Source organism: Providencia sp. PROV236 (assembly GCF_033676985.1).
Lineage (GTDB): Bacteria > Pseudomonadota > Gammaproteobacteria > Enterobacterales > Enterobacteriaceae > Providencia > Providencia manganoxydans.
This window is the reverse complement of record NZ_CP096297.1, coordinates 308,858-329,071: the sequence shown is the minus strand read 5'-3', so window position 1 is coordinate 329,071 and position 20,214 is coordinate 308,858. Positions and strand designations below refer to the sequence as shown.

At 41.4% G+C, this 20,214-nt stretch carries 16 protein-coding genes and 1 tRNA gene; 5 read left to right on the top strand and 12 right to left on the bottom strand.

Annotated elements, in window-relative coordinates; genetic code table 11:
• The first annotated feature begins 109 nt into the window (after window positions 1-109).
• Together M1E96_RS01390 and yhjD are read left to right on the top strand one after the other, a co-directional pair.
• On the top strand, window positions 110-508 hold the full coding sequence (locus M1E96_RS01390) for a DUF1090 domain-containing protein (RefSeq protein ID WP_070929404.1): 399 nt from the start codon (window positions 110-112) through the stop codon (window positions 506-508).
• Window positions 509-717: 209 nt separating this feature from the next.
• Window positions 718-1,713, top strand: coding sequence for an inner membrane protein YhjD (gene yhjD / locus M1E96_RS01385; protein ID WP_139158705.1), 996 nt, complete (start codon window positions 718-720; stop codon window positions 1,711-1,713).
• Between the two features lie 44 nt (window positions 1,714-1,757).
• On the opposite strand, the gene M1E96_RS01380 is transcribed toward yhjD, so the two are convergent.
• Complete coding sequence (locus M1E96_RS01380; RefSeq protein WP_272580479.1) at window positions 1,758-2,819, bottom strand: nitronate monooxygenase family protein; 1,062 nt, start codon at window positions 2,817-2,819, stop codon at window positions 1,758-1,760.
• An 84-nt stretch (window positions 2,820-2,903) separates the two neighbouring features.
• On the opposite strand from M1E96_RS01380, the gene M1E96_RS01375 reads away from it, so the two are divergent.
• Window positions 2,904-3,776, top strand: a complete 873-nt coding sequence (locus M1E96_RS01375; protein WP_272580480.1) for a LysR family transcriptional regulator — start codon at window positions 2,904-2,906, stop codon at window positions 3,774-3,776.
• 96 nt (window positions 3,777-3,872) lie between these two features.
• The gene (locus M1E96_RS01370) at window positions 3,873-4,877 is read left to right on the top strand and encodes a serine hydrolase (RefSeq protein WP_272580481.1); all 1,005 of its coding nucleotides are present in this window, start codon (window positions 3,873-3,875) and stop codon (window positions 4,875-4,877) included.
• A 183-nt stretch (window positions 4,878-5,060) separates the two neighbouring features.
• On the opposite strand, the gene M1E96_RS01365 is transcribed toward M1E96_RS01370, so the two are convergent.
• The 11 genes from M1E96_RS01365 to glyQ form a co-directional block, all read right to left on the bottom strand.
• Window positions 5,061-6,560 carry a pitrilysin family protein gene (locus tag M1E96_RS01365; RefSeq protein ID WP_272580482.1) on the bottom strand — a complete coding sequence of 500 codons (1,500 nt, stop codon included), beginning with the start codon at window positions 6,558-6,560 and terminating at the stop codon, window positions 5,061-5,063.
• Window positions 6,561-6,864: 304 nt separating this feature from the next.
• A complete protein-coding gene (locus tag M1E96_RS01360; protein WP_272580483.1) occupies window positions 6,865-7,560 on the bottom strand; it encodes a HAMP domain-containing protein in 696 nt (231 codons plus the stop codon).
• A 378-nt stretch (window positions 7,561-7,938) separates the two neighbouring features.
• Entirely contained in the window at window positions 7,939-8,943 is a 1,005-nt protein-coding gene (dppF, locus tag M1E96_RS01355; RefSeq protein WP_070929409.1) for a dipeptide ABC transporter ATP-binding subunit DppF, read from the bottom strand.
• A complete protein-coding gene (dppD, locus tag M1E96_RS01350) occupies window positions 8,940-9,920 on the bottom strand; it encodes a dipeptide ABC transporter ATP-binding protein (protein WP_140186273.1) in 981 nt (326 codons plus the stop codon). Before dppD ends, dppF begins: the two co-directional genes overlap by 4 nt.
• 12 nt (window positions 9,921-9,932) lie before the next feature.
• Complete coding sequence (gene dppC, locus M1E96_RS01345; RefSeq protein WP_335674206.1) at window positions 9,933-10,835, bottom strand: dipeptide ABC transporter permease DppC; 903 nt, start codon at window positions 10,833-10,835, stop codon at window positions 9,933-9,935.
• 12 nt (window positions 10,836-10,847) lie between these two features.
• Window positions 10,848-11,867, bottom strand: a complete 1,020-nt coding sequence (gene dppB / locus M1E96_RS01340) for a dipeptide ABC transporter permease DppB (protein ID WP_140179652.1) — start codon at window positions 11,865-11,867, stop codon at window positions 10,848-10,850.
• Window positions 11,868-12,044: 177 nt separating this feature from the next.
• Entirely contained in the window at window positions 12,045-13,655 is a 1,611-nt protein-coding gene (gene dppA / locus M1E96_RS01335) for a dipeptide ABC transporter periplasmic-binding protein DppA (RefSeq protein WP_140186275.1), read from the bottom strand.
• Window positions 13,656-14,190: 535 nt separating this feature from the next.
• The gene (locus tag M1E96_RS01330; protein WP_349485627.1) at window positions 14,191-15,783 is read right to left on the bottom strand and encodes a ShlB/FhaC/HecB family hemolysin secretion/activation protein; all 1,593 of its coding nucleotides are present in this window, start codon (window positions 15,781-15,783) and stop codon (window positions 14,191-14,193) included.
• A 311-nt stretch (window positions 15,784-16,094) separates the two neighbouring features.
• Window positions 16,095-16,171, bottom strand: a tRNA-Pro gene (locus M1E96_RS01325).
• 189 nt (window positions 16,172-16,360) lie between these two features.
• Complete coding sequence (glyS, locus tag M1E96_RS01320; RefSeq protein WP_369427339.1) at window positions 16,361-18,430, bottom strand: glycine--tRNA ligase subunit beta; 2,070 nt, start codon at window positions 18,428-18,430, stop codon at window positions 16,361-16,363.
• Window positions 18,431-18,439: 9 nt separating this feature from the next.
• Window positions 18,440-19,348, bottom strand: coding sequence for a glycine--tRNA ligase subunit alpha (glyQ, locus tag M1E96_RS01315; RefSeq protein WP_070929413.1), 909 nt, complete (start codon window positions 19,346-19,348; stop codon window positions 18,440-18,442).
• 196 nt (window positions 19,349-19,544) lie between these two features.
• Here glyQ and M1E96_RS01310 point away from each other — a divergent pair, with 196 nt between their 5' ends.
• Window positions 19,545-20,108 (top strand): DNA-3-methyladenine glycosylase I, encoded by a 564-nt coding sequence (locus M1E96_RS01310; protein ID WP_369427338.1) that lies wholly within the window; start codon window positions 19,545-19,547, stop codon window positions 20,106-20,108.
• Window positions 20,109-20,214 lie beyond the last annotated feature (106 nt).

The following is a 20,214-nucleotide window of genomic DNA, read 5'->3' as shown; positions in this document are numbered from 1 at the left end:
GCGAACTTTCGTTCAAATTAGCACTATTCCTAATTTGATGAATTTAACATGACCTCAGCAAAATAAAAAGTTATCCTAAATTAAATTAAAATGTCATTGAGAGGTAAAAATGCGTAATTTAATCATAGCAACCACAACTACCGTTCTGTTGTTAACAGGAACTTCTGCATTCGCCGCCACCAACAAACAAAATGGCTGCGATATTAAAAAACAAAAGATTGAAACTCAAATTGATTACGCCAAAAAGCACGGTAATACACACCGCATTGCAGGGTTACAAAGAGCTCTAGATAATGTGAATACTTATTGTACACCTGAGTCGCTTTATCGTGATAGTCAAAAAAATGTAGCCCAAAAACAGGAAAAGGTTCAAGAAAGAGAAGCTGAATTGCTCGAAGAAAAAGAAACAGGCGATAATGCTAAAATTGCTAAACGTGAACGTAAACTAGAAGAAGCTAAAGCTGAATTGAAGGAAGCCCAAGCTGAACTTGAGTTATATTCAAAATAATTCAAGAAACAGATAGGTGAGCAACTCTATACCTTGAAGTGTTACAAGTAGATAAAAACAGTAATTAACCCTGTTTATATAACATAGTCATGAGGCCTCAAAGCCTATTTGTAAATTGAAATAGGCTTTGAGGTAAAAAGTTTGGTTAATTTAAGCTATATTATAGCGAAAACTAGATAAAACACATGATGAGTAGCAAAGGGGATAGAATGTCGAATATGCAGGATGAAGAGCAAAAAGACACCAACAAATTAAAATCTACACTGAATAAAAGTATCGATAATAGTAAAAAGGCACTCACATTTTCTATGCGGGTTGTGAATTTTATTTGTGCGATCCCTTTTATTGCACATTTGATCCGTACCGCACAACGTTTTACCGACCGAATGGGTAACCAGTTCGGTGCAGCGATCACCTATTTTTCCTTTCTGTCTCTGATCCCCGTATTAATGTTTACCTTTGCGGCTGCCGGTTTCGTGCTAGCCAGCAATCCAGAGCTATTAGAACGCCTAATACGTGGAATCTCGACTAGTATTAGTGACCCAACACTTGCTGGCACCTTAGAAAGAACTATCGATACTGCTATTCGCCAACGCACAACCGTAGGACTAACGGGTTTAGCGTTAGCGGTCTATTCGGGGGTCAATTGGGTTAATAACTTGCGATTAGCCATCTTGGCGCAATCACGCCCAGTGTGGGAGCGTAATGAAGATGAACACGAAAAAATCTATTTCCGCTATTTACGTGATTTTCTTGCTTTAATCGGTTTACTGGTTGCTTTGATCGTGACCATCACACTGACTTCTGTCGCAGGCTCTGCGCAAGCCACCATAGTAAGAACACTTGGATTAGATGGTATTGAATGGCTAAGGCCCGTTTGGACACTGATTGGTCTAGCGATTTCGATTACGGCTAACTTCTTACTGTTTTTATGGATTTTTTGGATCCTACCACGTATGCAACACCGCCGTTCTTCTTTATTAAAAGGCACTTTATTGGCAGCAATTGGCTTCGAAGTGATTAAAACCATCATGACTTGGATCTTACCAAATCTAGCCTCATCACCCTCTGGCGCGGCATTTGGTTCTGTGATTGGGTTGATGGCATTTTTCTATTTCTTCGCTAGGCTAACGCTGTTTTGCGCGGCATGGATAGCGACCGATGAGCCAAAAGATAGTAAAGACAATCAAACACTCACGCCATAGAACATATTGAAGGGATGGTTTGCCATCCCCATCAACAAATAATTTTAAATATTCATTTCTTTAACTAATACCTTTATTAATTCTTTTGCTGGCATTTCACGTGCTTTAGATGCATTTTGACCCGCCCAGTGAGCAGCAAAATCATCACTACCAGATTGGCTAGCAGCCGCATTTAGCTGCTTACCAACATCATAAGCTATCGGATAATCAGGTACTTTCGGGCAATTTTCTTGCTGAGCAATACGAATAAACTGATTCACTATACCTCTTGCTGGACGCCCTGAAATAGCCGCAGTCAATTGCGTATTAGCCGCCTCTTGGCTTTTAAGTTTTTGCCGATAGGCATCACTCGCCGCTGATTCAGGACATAAAATAAACGCAGTACCTAACTGAGCCGCCACGGCTCCCTTTTCAAGAGCGATTAAAATATCTTGTCCATCCATAATGCCGCCAGCGGCAATAATTGGCAGATCAATATGTTGTGATAGTAATTGCACTAAATCATAAGTGGTTACTTGTTCATCATCCGCATCGACATTAAACATACCGCGATGCCCACCGGCCTCAATGCCTTGGGCAACAATCGCATCAATACCGGTCTCTTTAATCAATAGAGCTTCAGCTAAATTGGTTGCGGTTCCCATGGTGTAGATTCCCTGAGATTGTAGCTGTTCAACAACATGCTTTGCAGGCAGATTAAAATGGAAGCTAACTATGGCAGGTTTCATTTCCAAAAATAACGCTAACATTTCAGGGTTATCTAAAAAAGATTGGTAGATTTCCGAAAGCTGCACAGGTGGAACCGCATTGAACTCAGCAAACTTTGGCGAGAGATAATCAACCCAAGCTTGTTCTACTTTAGCATCACGAGTTGGTGTTAAATGGCAAAATACATTCACATTGAATGCCTTATTCGTTAGCGCTTGAGTCGCCGCGATCATTTTTCTTGCTTGCTCAACTGAGCTTGCCCCTAAAGCTAAAGAGCCTAATCCACCCGCCTCTGATACAGCAGCAACCAGCTCAGGTGTTGAAATACCTGCCATAGGTGCTTGAATAATAGGGTAGCGCAGGCCAAAACGTTGTAGAAATAACGCTGAATTATTCATTGTTCTTCCTTTTTATGAGGTAAGTTTACTGCTATCATTCTATAATTAAGAATAAATATAGCATCATATTCACAATAAAAGAAAATGAACTCTGAATCACTGAAAATATTTTGTACGGTCGCTGAAGAACTCAGTGTGACGCGTGCAGCCACTCGCCTTGGGCGAGTACCATCAAACATTACAACACGAATTCAGCAACTTGAGGCCGATCTCGGGGAGCTGCTGTTTATCCGTCAAGGTAAACAAATGCTACTGTCAGAAGCAGGCTCACGCTTTTTACAATATGCGCATCGATTGCTTGCTTTAGAGCAAGAAGCACGCCATGTCACCAGTTTAGGCCGAGAAGGTGGTCAACTCAGAATAGGCAGTATGGAAAGTACCGCTGCGTGTCGTTTGCCTTCATTACTTGCAACATATCATCAAAAAAACCCAACAACACAGTTACTACTCACTACAGGAACATCAAAGGATTTAATCGAACAAGTAAGTAGTGAAAAGCTTGACTGTGCGTTTGTTGCATCAGGGCGATATGATGTTCACCAACTCAATGAAATGGGGATACAAGCAATAAAAATATGGCGAGAGCAATTGCTCTTACTGCTACCTGAACAAGATAAATTAGCCAGATGTCCTTCAGATATCAAAACGCGCTCTCTAGCTACCTTTGCGGCTGGCTGTAGCTACCGATATATCGCTGAACAGTGGTTGAATATTCCTAGTCAACTTGATTGGCATATCCATCAACTCAGCTCATACCATGCCATGATAGCTTGTGTCAGTGCAGGAAGTTGCGTGGCTTTATTGCCTGAAAAATTACTTCAATCAATGCCTCAAGAGCAGCTATCAATTAATTCATTGCCTATTGTAGAGTGTGATACCTATTTAATTTATCGAAGGGGTTATCAAGTGCCCGCTTTTGATGCATTTCAATCGCTAATCGTCTCAACTTGCACCTAAGAGCCTTTCTGAACACATGCTTTTGAAACAATTAAAGTATCTTATAAAACACATACAACATTCATACAGTATTGAAGCATTAAGGGGATTAGCAAAATGAGCACAGCACAATATATGCAACGATTAGAAGATCTACCTTGCGGCGTTGTTTTGTACTATCACAATCAAATAAAAAATAGCATCAGTACATTCTGTGCAAGAGGTAGCGACCTTTCTGGCCAACCACTAACGGTTGATACCCCATTGCGCATTGCCAGTAATAGCAAAACCTTCACAGCAGCCGCCATATTAAGATTAGTTGAAATGGGAAAGTTGTCGCTAAATGATGCAATTTCGCAGCATATCGACCCTAAATTCAATCAATTACTGAGTGAAAATTATAACACGCATAATATTACGATTAGACATCTACTTAACCATAGCAGCGGGTTGTTCGATCACGCTGATGAGCAATATCTCAAACAAGTACTTGCTAAGCCCAATTATCAATGGAGTCGCTTGGAACAAATAGAGCTCTATACACGCAAGCAGTTTCCGATAATTGCACCTTCTGAAACCTTTATTTATTCAGATACTGGTTATATTTTACTCGGTGATATTATTGAGCGCCTTACTGGCCAATCACTTGGCCTCGCAGTCAGAACATTGTTAAACTTCAATAAAATAGGACTAGATAGTGCTTATTGGGAGTGTTTAGAGCAACCGACCACTGAGGCTCCTCGTGCTCGTCAATATTTGAAAGAGATCGAAGGCACACATATTCATGCATCAATGGATCTCTACGGGGGCGGGGGGCTGATCACCTCTTCTCGGCAAATGGCGCTTTTCCTTGAAGCGTTATTCAACGGGGAAATATTTGAGCAGTCAGAAACACTAGAAATTATGTTAAGTGCTGGTGAACATGAAGGAGCACAAGAGTATCGTTTAGGGATCATGGTGAATATTGTGAATGGCATGACACTCTATTCACACCTTGGTTTTTGGGGTTCTGTCGCTTATTACTCACCAAGTACAAAAACCAGTGCGGCAGGATTTGTTGATGATAAACAGTCAAGAGAAGTATTAATTGAAGTTATTGAAGCCATGCTCACACATGGTTAATCAATGATTAGCCATTAACCTTAATCAGGTTAATGGCTATACCCGTTACACTTCAAGTGACAAGCGCTTTCATCAAGGTATGCTGACTACGCTCACTTACACTAGTTGTATACTTATCTTTGCTGCTCGCAACTCATTCACTTATCAGCTAACTGCACCTGAAATTATTCAAAGAATAAATAGTTACTGTGGTGCTTTCACTGCCGGTTCTTTCGCGGTATTAGAGCCAACCTCAGCAGCAGAGGATGACTCTGCTTGAGGCCATAAAACTTTAGTGAATTTCTGCCGAATTTGCTCCGCATCCATCAATTGTTTTTCTTTCGGTTGCGTCAAGACAAAAGCCGCCTCTTGGGACAATAAACGGCGTACTTCCATATTGACTTGCTCTAACGTCTGCCCAACTAAGAAAGACTGCCTTAAGCGCTGGTATTGCTCAGGTGCAATATCAACCACACCATTTTGCTGGGAAATTAAACGCTGGCTAGCCAAGACATCGGTGCTAGTACGTGCATAAGCAGCAAACAGTTGAGAAAGCTGAGCTTGCTTCTCATTGATCATCTCATCAAATAATTCAGGTGAGATACCATTTTGGTTAATCGTTGATAACTCATTCAGCACAACATCAGCCACCGCCATCATTTTTTCAGGAGCCGCAGCGACAGTCAAAGTACAGCTTGCTTTTTGGTATTGAACACGGCAATCCAAATTAGATGTGACTTCATCTTGACTGAATTTTTGGTTAAAGGTTTTTTGCAATGAGCGGTATAGCGCTTCACGCGCTAAGTCACTTCCCCAATAGCGCAACAGTACCACCGAATCATTGATTGGTTGCCAATCAATATCCCAAATCAAAGACAACGAGTCGTTAACTTGTTTCTCTTGGAGGATATCAATAGATTGTGGTTTAACCTGTGATAGTACGGCAACAGAAACAGGCTCTGAGCGTTTACCCTCTAATGACGAAAAAGTCTGTGAGATAGCATCCGACAACATACGTGAGTCGACATGACCCGCAACATATAATGTCATCACATCAGGTGTATACCATTTGTGATAGAACTCGTTAATGCTTTCAAGGTCAACATCATGCTTAATTTTTTGGCCGGGATCATACCCCATCATGGCTGAGCCTTTCAGACGTGCACGCCATACAGGATCACTCGCATCAACAGGTAAAGTTGCAACAGGCGCATTAGTCACACTCAAACCATTACTCAATGACGTTTCTGTGTAGGTGGCCCCAGCCGCAGAAGTTGCTAGCCAATTCAAGGCTTGTTTGAGTAGCTCGGGTTTATTGTGTGGTAAGCTTAAATTATAAATTGTGTAGTCGTAAGAAACCACCGCGGGTGGAATAGGCATATCAGGATCGGTTGCCTGACGCCAAAAATTTTGTAACGTTGTCGCGGGGAATGCTTCTGATTGATGCAATAACGCCATTTTAGGAATGAGATAGCTATAGCCTTTTTCATTCGCCTTTTCTGACAGTGAGCCAGCTTTTATGGCTAACCTAAGTTGAATGCGGTCGTTAGGACGTTGCGGTGTCTGTAGCAGCTGCCAGCTAAAGCCGTTTTCTAGCTTCCCTTGCTGCCATGCTGGATCAGGTTGTAATGGCTCAGCACTAGCAAAACTAGCCACTGATAATAGTACAACACTGATAGTGTAGCGAATTTTCAACCCCTGCATGTAAACCCCTATGTATTTTCTATCCTTGTATTTAACCGCAAAAGTGTGACTGATAAATTAACCAAAAGCGTTAATTATAGGGTTGAACGATATGGTTCATTTCACACTCTAATAATACTCACTATACTCTAAATAATTCGAGATTCAGCTAGGTGACAAGTGGGTGAGTCGCTAGAAACATACACATCATGTCATTGATGTGAGCGAATATCATCACCATACCTCAGCGAAAACGGCTGTAGCCTTAAAGCATGACGAGTATAGTAACGTTATTAGACCACAAAGCCCCCTACATGTTCACCCGTTAATCTGAATTTTGCTGTTTTCTTTGACGGTTATAACTTTTTGCCAATAAACCTATTTCATCATCTTCATGATAACTTGAAATTTGAATATCTTGATTATTGGCATCCTGTAATTCTAACGCAATTTTGCGTAATGGCCTGACAATCATTCGACTTACGCACCACGTCATCGCAATTGCGATAATCAAAACCAGCAATAAATAGGTCGTTATCATTAAAGCCAATGTATTAAAGGCAAAACGATAAACACGATTGGAGTCGACCTGTAACGTCAAATACCCTTGTGGCTTGACTGTTAGCAACGAATTACCATAAGCATATAAAGGTATCGTCATCTCAACAGGGATACCGGTAAATTTTATCGCCCAATCAGGGATAGGGCGAACCGTAGCAAAATCGAGACTCATCACAGTGGTATTATCTACCGTGACGATAGCTTTCCCCATAATACCTGACGTTTTTAAACTGACCAGCAAACGCTTCACTTCATTCAGATCAGAGCTTAATAATGACTCAGTGAGTGGTTTTTGTATTTGCACAACCGCATTACTAAGCTGATCCAGATAATCACTTTTTCTTTGCTCAAGCAGATAGCTAAATTGAATTGCCAAAAAAAGGGCGAGCGAAATCAACGTGATCACAAAAAATGCAACCATACTTTTTAATGTCAATGAACGCTGAACTCGGGTCTTCATGTCAACGAAACCTTCTTCACCAAGCTTCTTTTAGATTACATACTCTTTGTCTGCGCCTTAATTGCCAGACAAAACCGCCCCCACTACACCATTTCATACCCAGTGTACAACTTCAAACCAATATTACATCACTGCAATAGAATACAGGCTATTAATCAAGCCAAATATATATAAATTCGGATACCGCGCCCAACAAGACGGGTTTTATGGGGTATGAATATAATAGGGTGTTACTGAGTATACTTGATTTTATCGAGAAATGAGCGGTTAAAAATGAAAGTTTATGTAATTAAGACAAGGAGCAAATCCTTCAGTTAAAGACGCAAAATTCCCTAAAGTAATGGCAGAAAAAATATATTTTCTGCCATTTTATTAAGATTAACTCACAATCATGGTATTTTTTTCATCTTCATCAACGGCGAAGCAAGCAACTAGCTGACCATCATACTCTTTAAGTGTCGGTTGAAACTGAGTACATTGACCAAACGCTCGGCGGCAACGCGCGGCAAAAGCACAGCCCGGAGGTGGATTCATTGGGCTTGGTAACTCACCTGTTAATTTGATCCGCTCACGCCTTGAATCAGGATTTAGCCTTGGTGTTGCAGACAGCAGTGCTTGAGTATATGGATGTAGAGGATCATTAAAAATTTGCTCTTTCGTTCCCTTTTCAACACAACGACCTAAGTACATCACCATCACTTCATCAGCGATATGTTCAACTACTGACAAATCATGTGAGATAAACACATAAGAAAGGCCAAGTTCTTGCTGTAAATCCATCATTAAATTTAGAACTTGTGCACGAACTGAAACATCCAACGCAGAAACAGGTTCATCAGCAACAACCACATCAGGATCGAGCATCAAACCACGGGCAATCGCAATCCGCTGACGTTGGCCCCCTGAAAACATATGTGGGTAACGATCATAATGCTCTGTTTTCAATCCCACTTTCGCCATCATCGATAATACTTTTTCTTTACGCTGCTCTTTCGACAGTGAAGTATTAATCAATAAAGGTTCTTCCAATATCTGCCCCACTTTTTTACGTGGATTCAAAGAACCATATGGGTTTTGAAAAACAATTTGAATTTTCTGACGACGTAATTTTTCTGCCGCTTTATCTTTCACTAGCAAATTTTGATCTTGATAGTACAGCTCACCTTCTGTTGGCTGCTCTATCATTGTCAATAAACGGCCTAGCGTTGATTTGCCACAACCTGATTCACCCACCACTGCGAGCGTTTTGCCTTTTTCTAACTCAAAAGAAACACCATCAAGTGCTTTCACTAATTTTTCAGCCGAAAATATACCGCTTTTAGCTGAGTAATATTTCTTTAAATTAATGGCCTGTAGCAAGGGTTTATGATTATTTTCACTCATAGTGTTGGCCTCCCCATATCATCCAGCGGCATGTGACATTTTACTTGTCTATCCCCAATTGAGCGCAATTCAGGCTCTTCAACACGACAACGCTCCGTTGCATATGGGCAGCGTGGATTTAATAAACAACCTTGTGGGCGATCGTACTTACCTGGCACAACCCCCGGTAAAGAAGCAAGCCTTGATTTATTAGTGGCAAACTCAGGTAGAGCACGTAACAGCGCCTGAGTATAGGGATGGCGAGGGTGTTTAAAAATATCAGTCGCTTTTGCTGACTCAACCACTTGACCTGCATACATCACAATAATGTGGTGAGCAGCTTCAGAAACTAATGCAAGATCATGAGTAATTAGTACCAATGCCATATTTTCTTGCTGCTGTAATTCAAGCAATAATTCAATAATTTGTGCCTGAATAGTCACATCTAGCGCAGTGGTAGGTTCATCAGCAATCAATAATTTTGGCCGACAAGCAATTGCCATTGCAATCATCACCCTTTGGCTCATACCACCTGACAATTGATGAGGATACACATCAAGCCTTGATTTCGGATCAGGGATCCCAACCATGTCCAATAGGTCAATCGCTCGCTGTTTACGTGTACTTTTACTACCGCCCTGATGCACTTTCAATGCTTCCATGATCTGATAACCCACAGTAAAGCAGGGATTCAGACTCGTCATGGGATCCTGAAATATCATCGCAACATCAGCCCCTACAATCTGCCGACGCTCTTTTTCTGGAATAGTCAGCAAGTCACGACCATCAAACTGCAACGCATTTGCCATGACTCTACCGGGGTAATCAATCAACCCCATAATTGCCAATGAACTAACTGATTTACCAGAGCCTGACTCGCCAACAATCCCAACCACTTGCCCCTTCTCAACGCTATAGCTGATGCGGTCAACGGCGCGGAACGGGGTACCTTCATCACCAAAATGTACCGAAAGTTGTTCTACATTTAACAATGCCATTAGATTACCTCATCACTGCTTGAGTTTTGGATCAAATGCATCACGTAACCCATCACCCATCAGGTTAAACGCTAATACAGTCAATAAAATTGCCAAACCAGGGAAAGTCACTACCCACCAAGCACTTTGAGCAAATTGCAGTACATCAGAAAGCATTGTGCCCCACTCAGGTGTTGGAGGCTGAGCGCCCATGCCAAGGAAACCCAACGCAGCCATATCTAAGATGGCATTAGAAAAACCAAGCGAAGCTTGTACGATTAATGGTGCTAAACAGTTAGGTAAAATATTCACAAACATCTGGCGAACAGCACCTGCCCCTGCAACACGCGAAGCTGTCACATAATCACGGTTAACTTCAACTAATACCGCCGCTCTCGTAAGTCGGATGTAGTGAGGTAATGCCACGAAGGTAAGTGCAATAGAGGCATTAACGATGGAAGGGCCAAAAATAGCGACTAATACTAAGGCTAATAACAAGCTTGGTAATGCTAGCATGATATCAACAACACGCATGATGATGGCATCAACCACACCGCCAAAATAGCCGGCAATGACCCCTAACGTAACGCCTGAAATCAATGACAGGACAACCACTAGGCAACCAACTAATAAAGATAAACGCGCTCCATACATCAAACGAGACAGTAGGTCACGCCCCACATCATCAGTACCTAAAATAAATTGCCAGCTACCACCATGCTCCCAAACAGGTGGAACCAATAGGAAATCACGGAATTGTTCATCAGGTGCATGAGGTGCTAATACACCAGCGAAAATGGCGATTAAGATCATTAAGATGATATAAACCATCCCAACAACTGCACCTTTATTACGTTTAAAATAATGCCAAAATTCTTGAAATGGCGTCATCGGCTTAGGGGCGCTGATAACAGTTGGCTCAGTAGATTGAGACATTTTTAGCGCTCCTTATTTCTTATGACGAATACGTGGATTAACAATGCCATACAGCACATCAACCACTAAGTTAACAAAAATGATTAATGTCGCGACCAGCAGAACGCCCCCTTGTACCACAGGGTAATCACGGCGCTGAAGCCCTTCAATTAACCAACGTCCCAAGCCTGGCCATGAGAAAATAGTTTCAGTCAGAATTGCCCCTGCCAACATCACGCCAACTTGTAAACCAATAACAGTGACAACTGGCAACAACGCATTACGTAACGCATGGATCAAGATAACACGTGCACGACTCACCCCTTTCGCCCTTGCGGTACGAATGTAATCCTCTCCAAGAACCTCCAACATTGACGAGCGAGTCATGCGTACGATTACGGCTAACGGAATGGTTCCAAGAACAATGGATGGCAGGATCAGGTGTTCCACTGCATCAATAAAGTTACCTTCATCACCCCAAATCAAGGTGTCAATTAACATAAAGCCAGTTAATGGGTAGGAATCGTCGAGGAACACACTGTCACTGACCCGCCCCGATACAGGGGTTAAGTCCCATTGAACGGACACTAACATGATCAACATGATCCCCCACCAAAAGATAGGCATTGAGTAACCCGTTAGTGATAGACCGATAGCAGTGTGATCAAAAATAGAACCACGCTTAACCGCGGCTAAAACCCCTACAGGGATCCCCACTGATACAGCAAAAATCATTGCGCAGATCGCCAGTTCCATTGTGGCTTTGAAACGAGGGAAAAACTCATCCCAAACCTCAATACGGCTTTTCAATGAAATACCTAAGTCACCGTGAAATATGCCATTAATATAGTGGAGGTATTGCTGCCATAGTGGCTGATCTAAGCCCAATTCAGCCATTAAATACGCGTGCCTTTCAGGCGATAACCCACGTTCTCCTGCCATGATCATCACTGGGTCACCAGGGATCATATGCACGAAAGCGAAAGTCAGTAATGTGATACCGATAAACGTGGGGATCACTAACCCCAAGCGTCGGAGGATAAATTGCAACATATCCCGAATCTCTTTAATAATGCCTTTGACGGTTCTAAGTCCGTTTGGCTAATCAGAAGCAACAAGCGACTTCTGCCTGCTCACAAAGAACTAAGTTTTCTGTTTCCCTGAAATTCAGAGGTGAAAACGCCCTTCGCAACCAATGGGTGGCAAAGGGCAAGTACAAATTACAAACGATTATTTTTCAATATCAACGTTTTCAAAGTGATGCTTGCCGAGTGGGTCGACAACGTAGCCCTTCACTTCTTTACGTACTGGTTCAAATACCGTTGAGTGAGCGATGATCAATGCAGGCGCTTGGTCATGCATCACAACTTGAGCTTGTTTGTAGAGATCGACTCGTTTATCGTGATCAGCAGTCATACGAGCAGGTTGGATCAGATCTTCGAAACCTTTATAACACCATTTCGAATAGTTAGAACCTTGCTCTTTTGCCGCACAACTAAATAAAGTTGCAAAGAAATTGTCTGGGTCACCATTGTCGCCCGTCCAACCCATCATTACCGTCTGGGGCTCACCATCTTTAGCACGCTTAAGGTATTCCCCCCACTCATAGCTAACGACTTTTGATTTAACACCGACTTTTGCCCAGTCGGCTTGGATCATTTCGGCCATGCGACGTGCATTTGGGTTATATGGGCGTTGAACAGGCATTGCCCATAGGTCAATTTCAAAACCATTAGGGAAACCCGCTTCCGCCAATAACGCTTTGGCTTTTTCTGGGTTGTATTCGTAATCCTTAACATCATCGTTATAACCCCACATGGTTGGTGGGATTAAATTTTTCGCTTTCTGACCAGCACCTTGATACACCGCATCAATAATCGCGTCTTTATTCACAGCCATGGATAATGCTTGGCGAACTTTTTGGTTATCGAGTGGTTTTTTCTCAACGTTAAAAGAGAGATACCCCACGTTAAGACCCGGTTGTTCCATTAACGTGATGTTTTTATCTTCTTTCATGCGTGCTAAGTCAGCTGGATTTGGGTATGGCATAACTTGGCATTCATTTTTTTGCAATTTTGCGTAGCGAACAGATGCATCAGGGGTGATCGAAAATACCAAACGATCAATTTTAGGTTTATTGCCCCAATAATCTTTGTTCGCTTTATACAGAATGCGAGAATCTTTTTGATATTGTTGTAGCTCAAATGGGCCAGTACCAATCGGGTTCAAGTCAACTTTTTCTGGTGTGCCCGCAGCTAACATTTGGTCAGCATATTCGGCTGAAAGAATAGATGCAAAATCCATTGCCATATCGGCTAAAAATGGCGACTCTGGGCGAGTTAATGTAATACGAACGGTATTATCATCCACTTTTTCAACTTTATCGATAATCTTATCCATATCCATTCCCATAAAGTACTCATAGCTACCACCAGAGACTTTGTGATATGGATGATTTGGATCTTTTTGACGCATGAATGTGTAAATCACATCATCGGCATTCAAATCACGGCTTGGTTTAAATTCTTTGTTAGAATGCCACTTAACACCTTTACGTAAATGGAAGGTATAAGTTTTACCATCTTCACTGACTTCCCAGCTTTCCGCTAAGCCAGGTTCAATTTCTGTAGTACCTAGTTTAAATTCAACTAGACGGTTATAAAGAGGGATAGAACTTGCATCATAAGTCGTCCCTGAAGTAAATAGCTGTGGGTTAAAGCCTTCTGGAGAGCCTTCTGAGCAGTAGACTAATGTTTTTGCTTGCACCGAAGCAGAAACTGCCATTGCTGCAAGTGTTAATCCAACTGTCAATAAACCTGTCTTTTTAATAGAGAGCGTCATCTGTATGCTCCTGTGGCGTTCATGTGTTATTTGCTTAAAACCCTAGACCATCATTAATAATGACAGATGAGGGATCTGTATTTTTAGTTATTCACTGTGCAATTAATCAACTGTCGCTCACTTCGTCAATAGCATCTCTCACTAACAGTACAACCAATTTATAACATTTTAGAAACATTTATCGTGTAATGTTGGTTTATTATACAGGCAAGAATTCATTAAGGCAGAGATAATAACCATAAAAAGTGTACCGAATAGGTTTTTATCACTGGGTGATTTATTTTTATATTTGTGATTAAGTGCTGAATTACTGAACGAAAATAGTGTCGCATCTGAGAGAGTGCGGCATAAAGTTCTGAAGCACTTTGTGATAAATATTATTTTAGCCTGTTATTATTTTGCTTATTTTTTATTCAGATAAAAAAGACCACCTTATAAATAATTAACATTTTATTGACTAGTTAATTGCTTCAATAAAGTCCTGATTAACTTGATTTCCTTCTTTACACCATTCAATATCTTCTTAATTGGATGATTAGTAATCAATACTTAGTTTTGCACCTAACAAAATAGGGTCTGCTTTTATCGTTGATGAATACCAAAGTGGTAATTCAAAAAAAACTTTATAGCCCATGCGCTTGTATTGCCCTTGTATTCCAACCTCACCGCCAACCAATTTATTTTTCTGCCAAAAATGTGCTCGTTTATTGGATGTAGAGGCAAAATCTAGTCCACTATAAATTTTATGTTCTTGCCATGGTAATAACCATCCCCACTCATTTTTAATCTTTAGCGTATTTTCGCCTGCATTCTCAATCGGTAAGCTACCTGTAAATCCTCTAATTCCAAACCTGCCTGTAATGGTATTAACTTCAAGTAAAGGATCGAGCTTCGCATGACTTAATTGAAGCTCTACTTCATGCCTGTGATACATTGGTTGATTCAAAAATGTAAATTGTCGCTGATAATCGGCTGAAAACTGATAAATACGTGCACGATCTAACCCTGTGGTTTGCTTCCTCGTTGAACCAAACCAATCAAGGCTCTGCTTATAGCTGATTGAAACAGCAACGCTACCTTGCAAGAAATCGCGCTTATGTGACAAACCGAATAAACCATAACTGCTAAAACGCTGTTGAGTCTTCAATCGATAATTATTTAAAAAAACATCTAATGTCTGAACTTGTGCTCCAACACTCGCTGACGTCGTACTATTCAATGAGCGATGCAAAACATATTCTGCTTGCATTAATAGCAGGCGATTTCGTAGGTCATTTTTCAGTGCTATTTGATCAAATAATTGGATGTTTTTATAAGCAGTGCTTTCTTGATAACCTGCATAAAAACTCAGTAACCAATAATGATAGGGAATTGAATATAACAACGAAGCAGATTTAAATTTTTTCGACGTCCCTTGCCCAATATCACTATCTAGACTAAAAAAGAAAAAATCATTCAATAGCAGTGGGTTGGCTAACATAACGACTTGGCTAATAACCTGATTAGGCTGCTCTTTTGACTGTTTTGATTCAAATAACAACCGTCCTTTAAATGCCCTCACCGCTGTACGTTGAATAATTAATTGATTCATGTTGTCCCTTTCATTATCTGACATGATCTGGATTTGATAAGGTACTAACTGAGTATTGCGTAAATTCGCTAACCCTTGATTTAATTGATGCAAGTGCACTACATCCCCGCGCTGCAAAGGGAAAGCGTTAGCCAATGACCATCCTGTATCAACACCATCTTGGAACTCAATGCCCTGCAATTTTCCGGCTATTAGGTCGACATATAGCAAACCGAAGAGTAAATTTTGTTGTGGATAGTGAATATAAGATGTGACGTACCCTACCTCAGCTAATTGCTGATTGAGATAGTCTGCATACACCAACAACGTTTCGTCACTAGCACACAAGCCTTCAAGTGCTGATTTCCACTCGCTAACATGTTTTGAGGTGACTAAAGGGAATAACTTTAATGGGGTAAAATAGACCTGATTAATGACAACACAAGATGATTTAGGCTCTTTTATAATAGGCATTGCACCTGCATAGGAAGGTAGCCATTTTAATAATAATAAGAACAATAATAGATAAACCACTTTCATTAACAGCATCCTTGTCATGAAAAGTCCATACATACTCATCATACTTCAAGTTGCAGTGGCTTGGCTCACTCACACCAATCGCATAGTTTTCTATGCCGTCAACAATTCATTCACTCAGCGCCTAGCTGCACCTTGAATAATTTAGCGTTTATGGGTAATCAACGACTAGCTACTGCATAGCTATACAAAATAGCGATGGCTAATGATGTGCTAAATATAAAAGCAGATTAAGTTGAAGAAAGGAAACAAAGTTGTTCTGAAAGTAGAATTAGAAATGCAAAAGTTACAGACATAAAAAAACCCAGCTTTATAAGCTGGGTTCTAAAATTTGGTCGGCGAGAGAGGATTCGAACCTCCGACCCACTGGTCCCAAACCAGTTGCGCTACCAAGCTGCGCTACTCGCCGAAAACGAGGTGAATCATACTGTTGAGAGCGCGATCCGTCAACCCATTTTTCACTAAATTTGTTTGTATGTCGATAAAACCATCAACTTGATGTGGTTTTTTAACCAATTACACTTTTACTACAAAAAATAAACGCCCGCAGATTACTACTGCGAGCGTCGGTTGCCTTATATTACTGAGATGTCTTGTATTATTGCAGTAACGAAATATCTGCAACTTTCAAGAACAGCTCACGTAATTGGCTTAATAACGTTAAACGATTAACACGAACCGCTTCGTCTTCATCCATTACCATGACACCAACAAAGAAAGCATCAACAACTTCACGCAATGATGCCAGCTCAACTAAAGCTTCTTGGTAGTTACGTTCAGCAAACATTGGTTCAAGTTTTTCTTGTAGCACAACCAAATGCGTTGCCAATTTCACTTCTTCTGGCGCTTTGAGTACCGATGCCAACACCTTATCAGACAGTTTCTCATTTGATTTACTCAAAATGTTAGAAACTCGTTTATTCGCTGCGGCTAGTGCTGCTGCATCTTCCAATGTGCGGAAATGGCTCACCGCTTTAACACGGGCATCGAAATCAGCAGGTGCAGTTGGACGACGAGCCAGTACCGCTTGAATAGTATCGATACTGTAACCTAGCTCTTGATACCAAGAACGGAAACGACCCAGCATAAACTCAACTACATCATCAACCACATTTTTGTTGGTCAGTTTATCGCCATAGAGACGTACCGCTTCTTCGGTCATTTCAACCAAATCAAGCTGATAACCTTTCTCAACAATAATACGCAGTACACCTAGTGCCGCGCGACGCAACGCAAACGGGTCTTTATCCCCTTTAGGATGCTGACCAATGCCAAAAATACCCGCTAAGGTATCCATTTTTTCGGCTATTGCTAACGCCGCTGAAACATCCGTCGAAGGTAGATCATCACCCGCGAAGCGAGGTTGGTATTGCTCTTTCAATGCTAATGCAACATCTTCCGATTCACCGTCGTGACGTGCATAATGCATACCCATCACACCTTGCGTATCGGTAAACTCAAATACCATATTGGTCATGAGGTCACATTTAGCCAGCAAACCTGCGCGCGTTGCATGATTAACATCTGCGCCAATTTTACTTGCTACCCAGCCCGCTAATGCTTCCAAACGATCAGTTTTATCACGTAATGTCCCTAATTGCTGCTGGAACAAGACGGTTTCTAAACGGGGTAAATTATCTTCCAAACGCTGTTTACGGTCGGTTTTAAAGAAGAATTCAGCATCCGCCAAACGTGGGCGAACCACTTTTTCGTTACCTGAAATAATCTGTTGGGGATCAGAAGACTCAATATTGGCGACGAAAATGAAATTAGGCATCAAATTGCCTGAATTATCATAAACAGGGAAATATTTCTGATCCCCTTTCATGGTATAAACCAATGCTTCAGAAGGAACAGCCAAGAATTTATCTTCAAATTTAGCCGTTAAAACAACTGGCCATTCAACCAATGAAGCGACTTCTTCCAGCAAACTATTGGTTAAATCTGCCTTACCACCAAGCGCAAGTGCTGCTTTTTCTGCATCCGCTTTAATCGTCGCTTTACGTTCTTCGTAGTCAGCAATCACTTTACCACGTTCACGCAGGATCGCAGGATATTGGTCTGCATTATCAATAGTGAACTCCGCCTCACCCATAAAACGGTGTCCACGAATGGTACGTCCACTCTTAATGCCAAGAACCTCACCTTCTACCACATCACTGCCTAACAACAATGTTACGGTATGTACAGGACGAACAAAATGAGTCTCTTTATCGCCCCAACGCATTAATTTTGGAATTGGTAGTTTAGCCAGTGAGCGGCTGACCATATCAACCAATAATTCACCGACTGCGACACCTTTAACTTGAGCACGATACAGCAGCCATTCGCCTTTATCTGTCGTCAAACGTTCTGCTTGATCAACCGTAATGCCACAACCACGAGCCCAGCCTTCTGCCGCTTTAGTCGGTTGACCATCGGCACCAAATGCGGCTGAAATTGCAGGGCCGCGTTTTTCGACTTCACGATCAGGTGATGCATCCGCCAGTGAAGCTACTTTTAATGCTAAACGGCGAGGTGCCGCAAACCAGTTCACTTCACCATGCGCAATATCTGCGCTATCAAGTTCAGCGGTAAAGTTTGCCGCAAATGATTCAGCTAACGAACGAAGAGCCTTCGGCGGTAACTCTTCTGTGCCGATTTCCACTAGGAAAGTCTGTTGAGTCATGACAGCCTCTTAATTCTTATGACACATTGGGAATCCGAGCGCTTCGCGAGAAGCATAATAAGCTTCGGCGACCCCTTTCGTCAGGGTACGGATACGTAAAATATAACGTTGGCGTTCAGTGACAGAAATGGCCTTGCGAGCATCCAACAAGTTAAAAGTATGAGCGGCTTTTAAAATACGCTCATACGCAGGAAGCGGCAGTGGTTTTTCGAGAGATAATAAGTACTGCGCTTCTTTTTCATACTCTTCAAAACATTTGAAGAGGAAATCTACGTTGGCATATTCAAAGTTATAAGTTGATTGCTCAACTTCATTTTGATGATAAATATCACCATAGGTCGTTTTACCAAGAGGGCCATCACACCAAACGAGATCATAAACACTATCAACGCCTTGAATATACATAGCAAGACGCTCAAGACCATAGGTGATTTCGCCTGTTACAGGTTTGCACTCTAATCCACCAACTTGTTGGAAATAGGTAAACTGAGTGACTTCCATACCGTTTAGCCAAACTTCCCAGCCAAGTCCCCAAGCACCTAATGTTGGGTTCTCCCAGTTATCTTCAACAAAACGGATGTCATGAACCGTTGGGTCAATACCCAGCTCCTTCAATGAGCCCAAGTAAAGCTCTTGAATATTGTCAGGTGATGGTTTAATGATCACTTGGAACTGATAATAATGTTGAAGGCGATTTGGGTTTTCCCCGTAACGGCCATCCGTTGGGCGACGTGAAGGTTGAACATAAGCCGCAGCAATAGGTTCAGGCCCTAACGCACGCAAGCACGTCATAGGGTGAGAGGTTCCTGCGCCAACTTCCATGTCCAGTGGTTGAACAATGGTACAGCCTTGGCGCGCCCAGTAATCCTGTAATGTCAGGATGAGACCTTGGAAGGTTTTGGTATCAAACTTTTGCATGTTAGATCCGCACGCGATGCATATGATTTAAAAGAAAGTACGTCAGTATACCCTTTGACCGTCAGATATACAGCACTGAATCGGTGTCTATTTACCCTATAAATTAAAAAAATTTGTTTTCATCACTTTTAAACTGGATACTTATACAGTATAAATAGGTAAATAGTTCTCTCAATACCCACAAGATGGATATCACATGAATTCACCACCAATTCGCTGTCAATGGGTTAATCAAGACCCTGAATATATTGCCTATCATGATAATGAATGGGGTAAACCTACTAAAGATAACCAACAGTTATTTGAAATGATTTGCCTTGAAGGTCAGCAAGCAGGGTTGTCTTGGTACACGATTTTAAAAAAACGCCAAAACTATCGTGAACTCTTCCATCAATTTGATCCAAAAAAAGTGGCATTAATGACAGAAGGTGATGTTGAACGCTTAATGCAAGATCCACGCATTATCCGCAATCGAGCCAAAATTAACGCGATCATTGCCAACGCCAAAGCCTACCTGCAAATGGCAGAAAATGGAGAGGAATTTTCCAGCTTTATTTGGCAGTTTGTTAATAACAAACCCATTGTGAATCAATGGCGATCTTCTTCCCAAGTTCCCGCTGAAACTGCATTATCAAAAACACTGTCAAAAGCCCTTAAAAAGCGAGGGTTCAAATTTGTAGGCTCCATTACTTGCTACGCCTTTATGCAAGCTACTGGCATGATAAATGACCATTTAATGGGTTGCTGCCAATATAAATAAATTAGAACGAATTAGCATCACTTCGCGAACCAAAAGTAATATTCACTAGCTTATGATTAATTGACAAAGAGATTAAACTGAATGTTAATAGTTATTTAGAATTTAG

What these genes read in the sequence shown, in the direction of transcription:
- dppA (WP_140186275.1), bottom strand. Translation starts at nt 13,655, where the DNA reads ATGACGCTCTCTATTAAAAAGACAGGTTTATTGACAGTTGGATTAACA.
- glyS (WP_369427339.1), bottom strand. Translation starts at nt 18,430, where the DNA reads ATGACTCAACAGACTTTCCTAGTGGAAATCGGCACAGAAGAGTTACCG.
- M1E96_RS01360 (WP_272580483.1), bottom strand. Translation starts at nt 7,560, where the DNA reads ATGAAGACCCGAGTTCAGCGTTCATTGACATTAAAAAGTATGGTTGCA.
- dppB (WP_140179652.1), bottom strand. Translation starts at nt 11,867, where the DNA reads ATGTTGCAATTTATCCTCCGACGCTTGGGGTTAGTGATCCCCACGTTT.
- M1E96_RS01365 (WP_272580482.1), bottom strand. Translation starts at nt 6,560, where the DNA reads ATGCAGGGGTTGAAAATTCGCTACACTATCAGTGTTGTACTATTATCA.
- M1E96_RS01370 (WP_272580481.1), top strand. Translation starts at nt 3,873, where the DNA reads ATGAGCACAGCACAATATATGCAACGATTAGAAGATCTACCTTGCGGC.
- M1E96_RS01390 (WP_070929404.1), top strand. Translation starts at nt 110, where the DNA reads ATGCGTAATTTAATCATAGCAACCACAACTACCGTTCTGTTGTTAACA.
- dppC (WP_335674206.1), bottom strand. Translation starts at nt 10,835, where the DNA reads ATGTCTCAATCTACTGAGCCAACTGTTATCAGCGCCCCTAAGCCGATG.
- glyQ (WP_070929413.1), bottom strand. Translation starts at nt 19,348, where the DNA reads ATGCAAAAGTTTGATACCAAAACCTTCCAAGGTCTCATCCTGACATTA.
- M1E96_RS01310 (WP_369427338.1), top strand. Translation starts at nt 19,545, where the DNA reads ATGAATTCACCACCAATTCGCTGTCAATGGGTTAATCAAGACCCTGAA.
- yhjD (WP_139158705.1), top strand. Translation starts at nt 718, where the DNA reads ATGTCGAATATGCAGGATGAAGAGCAAAAAGACACCAACAAATTAAAA.
- M1E96_RS01380 (WP_272580479.1), bottom strand. Translation starts at nt 2,819, where the DNA reads ATGAATAATTCAGCGTTATTTCTACAACGTTTTGGCCTGCGCTACCCT.
- dppF (WP_070929409.1), bottom strand. Translation starts at nt 8,943, where the DNA reads ATGAGTGAAAATAATCATAAACCCTTGCTACAGGCCATTAATTTAAAG.
- M1E96_RS01330 (WP_349485627.1), bottom strand. Translation starts at nt 15,783, where the DNA reads ATGACAAGGATGCTGTTAATGAAAGTGGTTTATCTATTATTGTTCTTA.
- M1E96_RS01375 (WP_272580480.1), top strand. Translation starts at nt 2,904, where the DNA reads ATGAACTCTGAATCACTGAAAATATTTTGTACGGTCGCTGAAGAACTC.
- dppD (WP_140186273.1), bottom strand. Translation starts at nt 9,920, where the DNA reads ATGGCATTGTTAAATGTAGAACAACTTTCGGTACATTTTGGTGATGAA.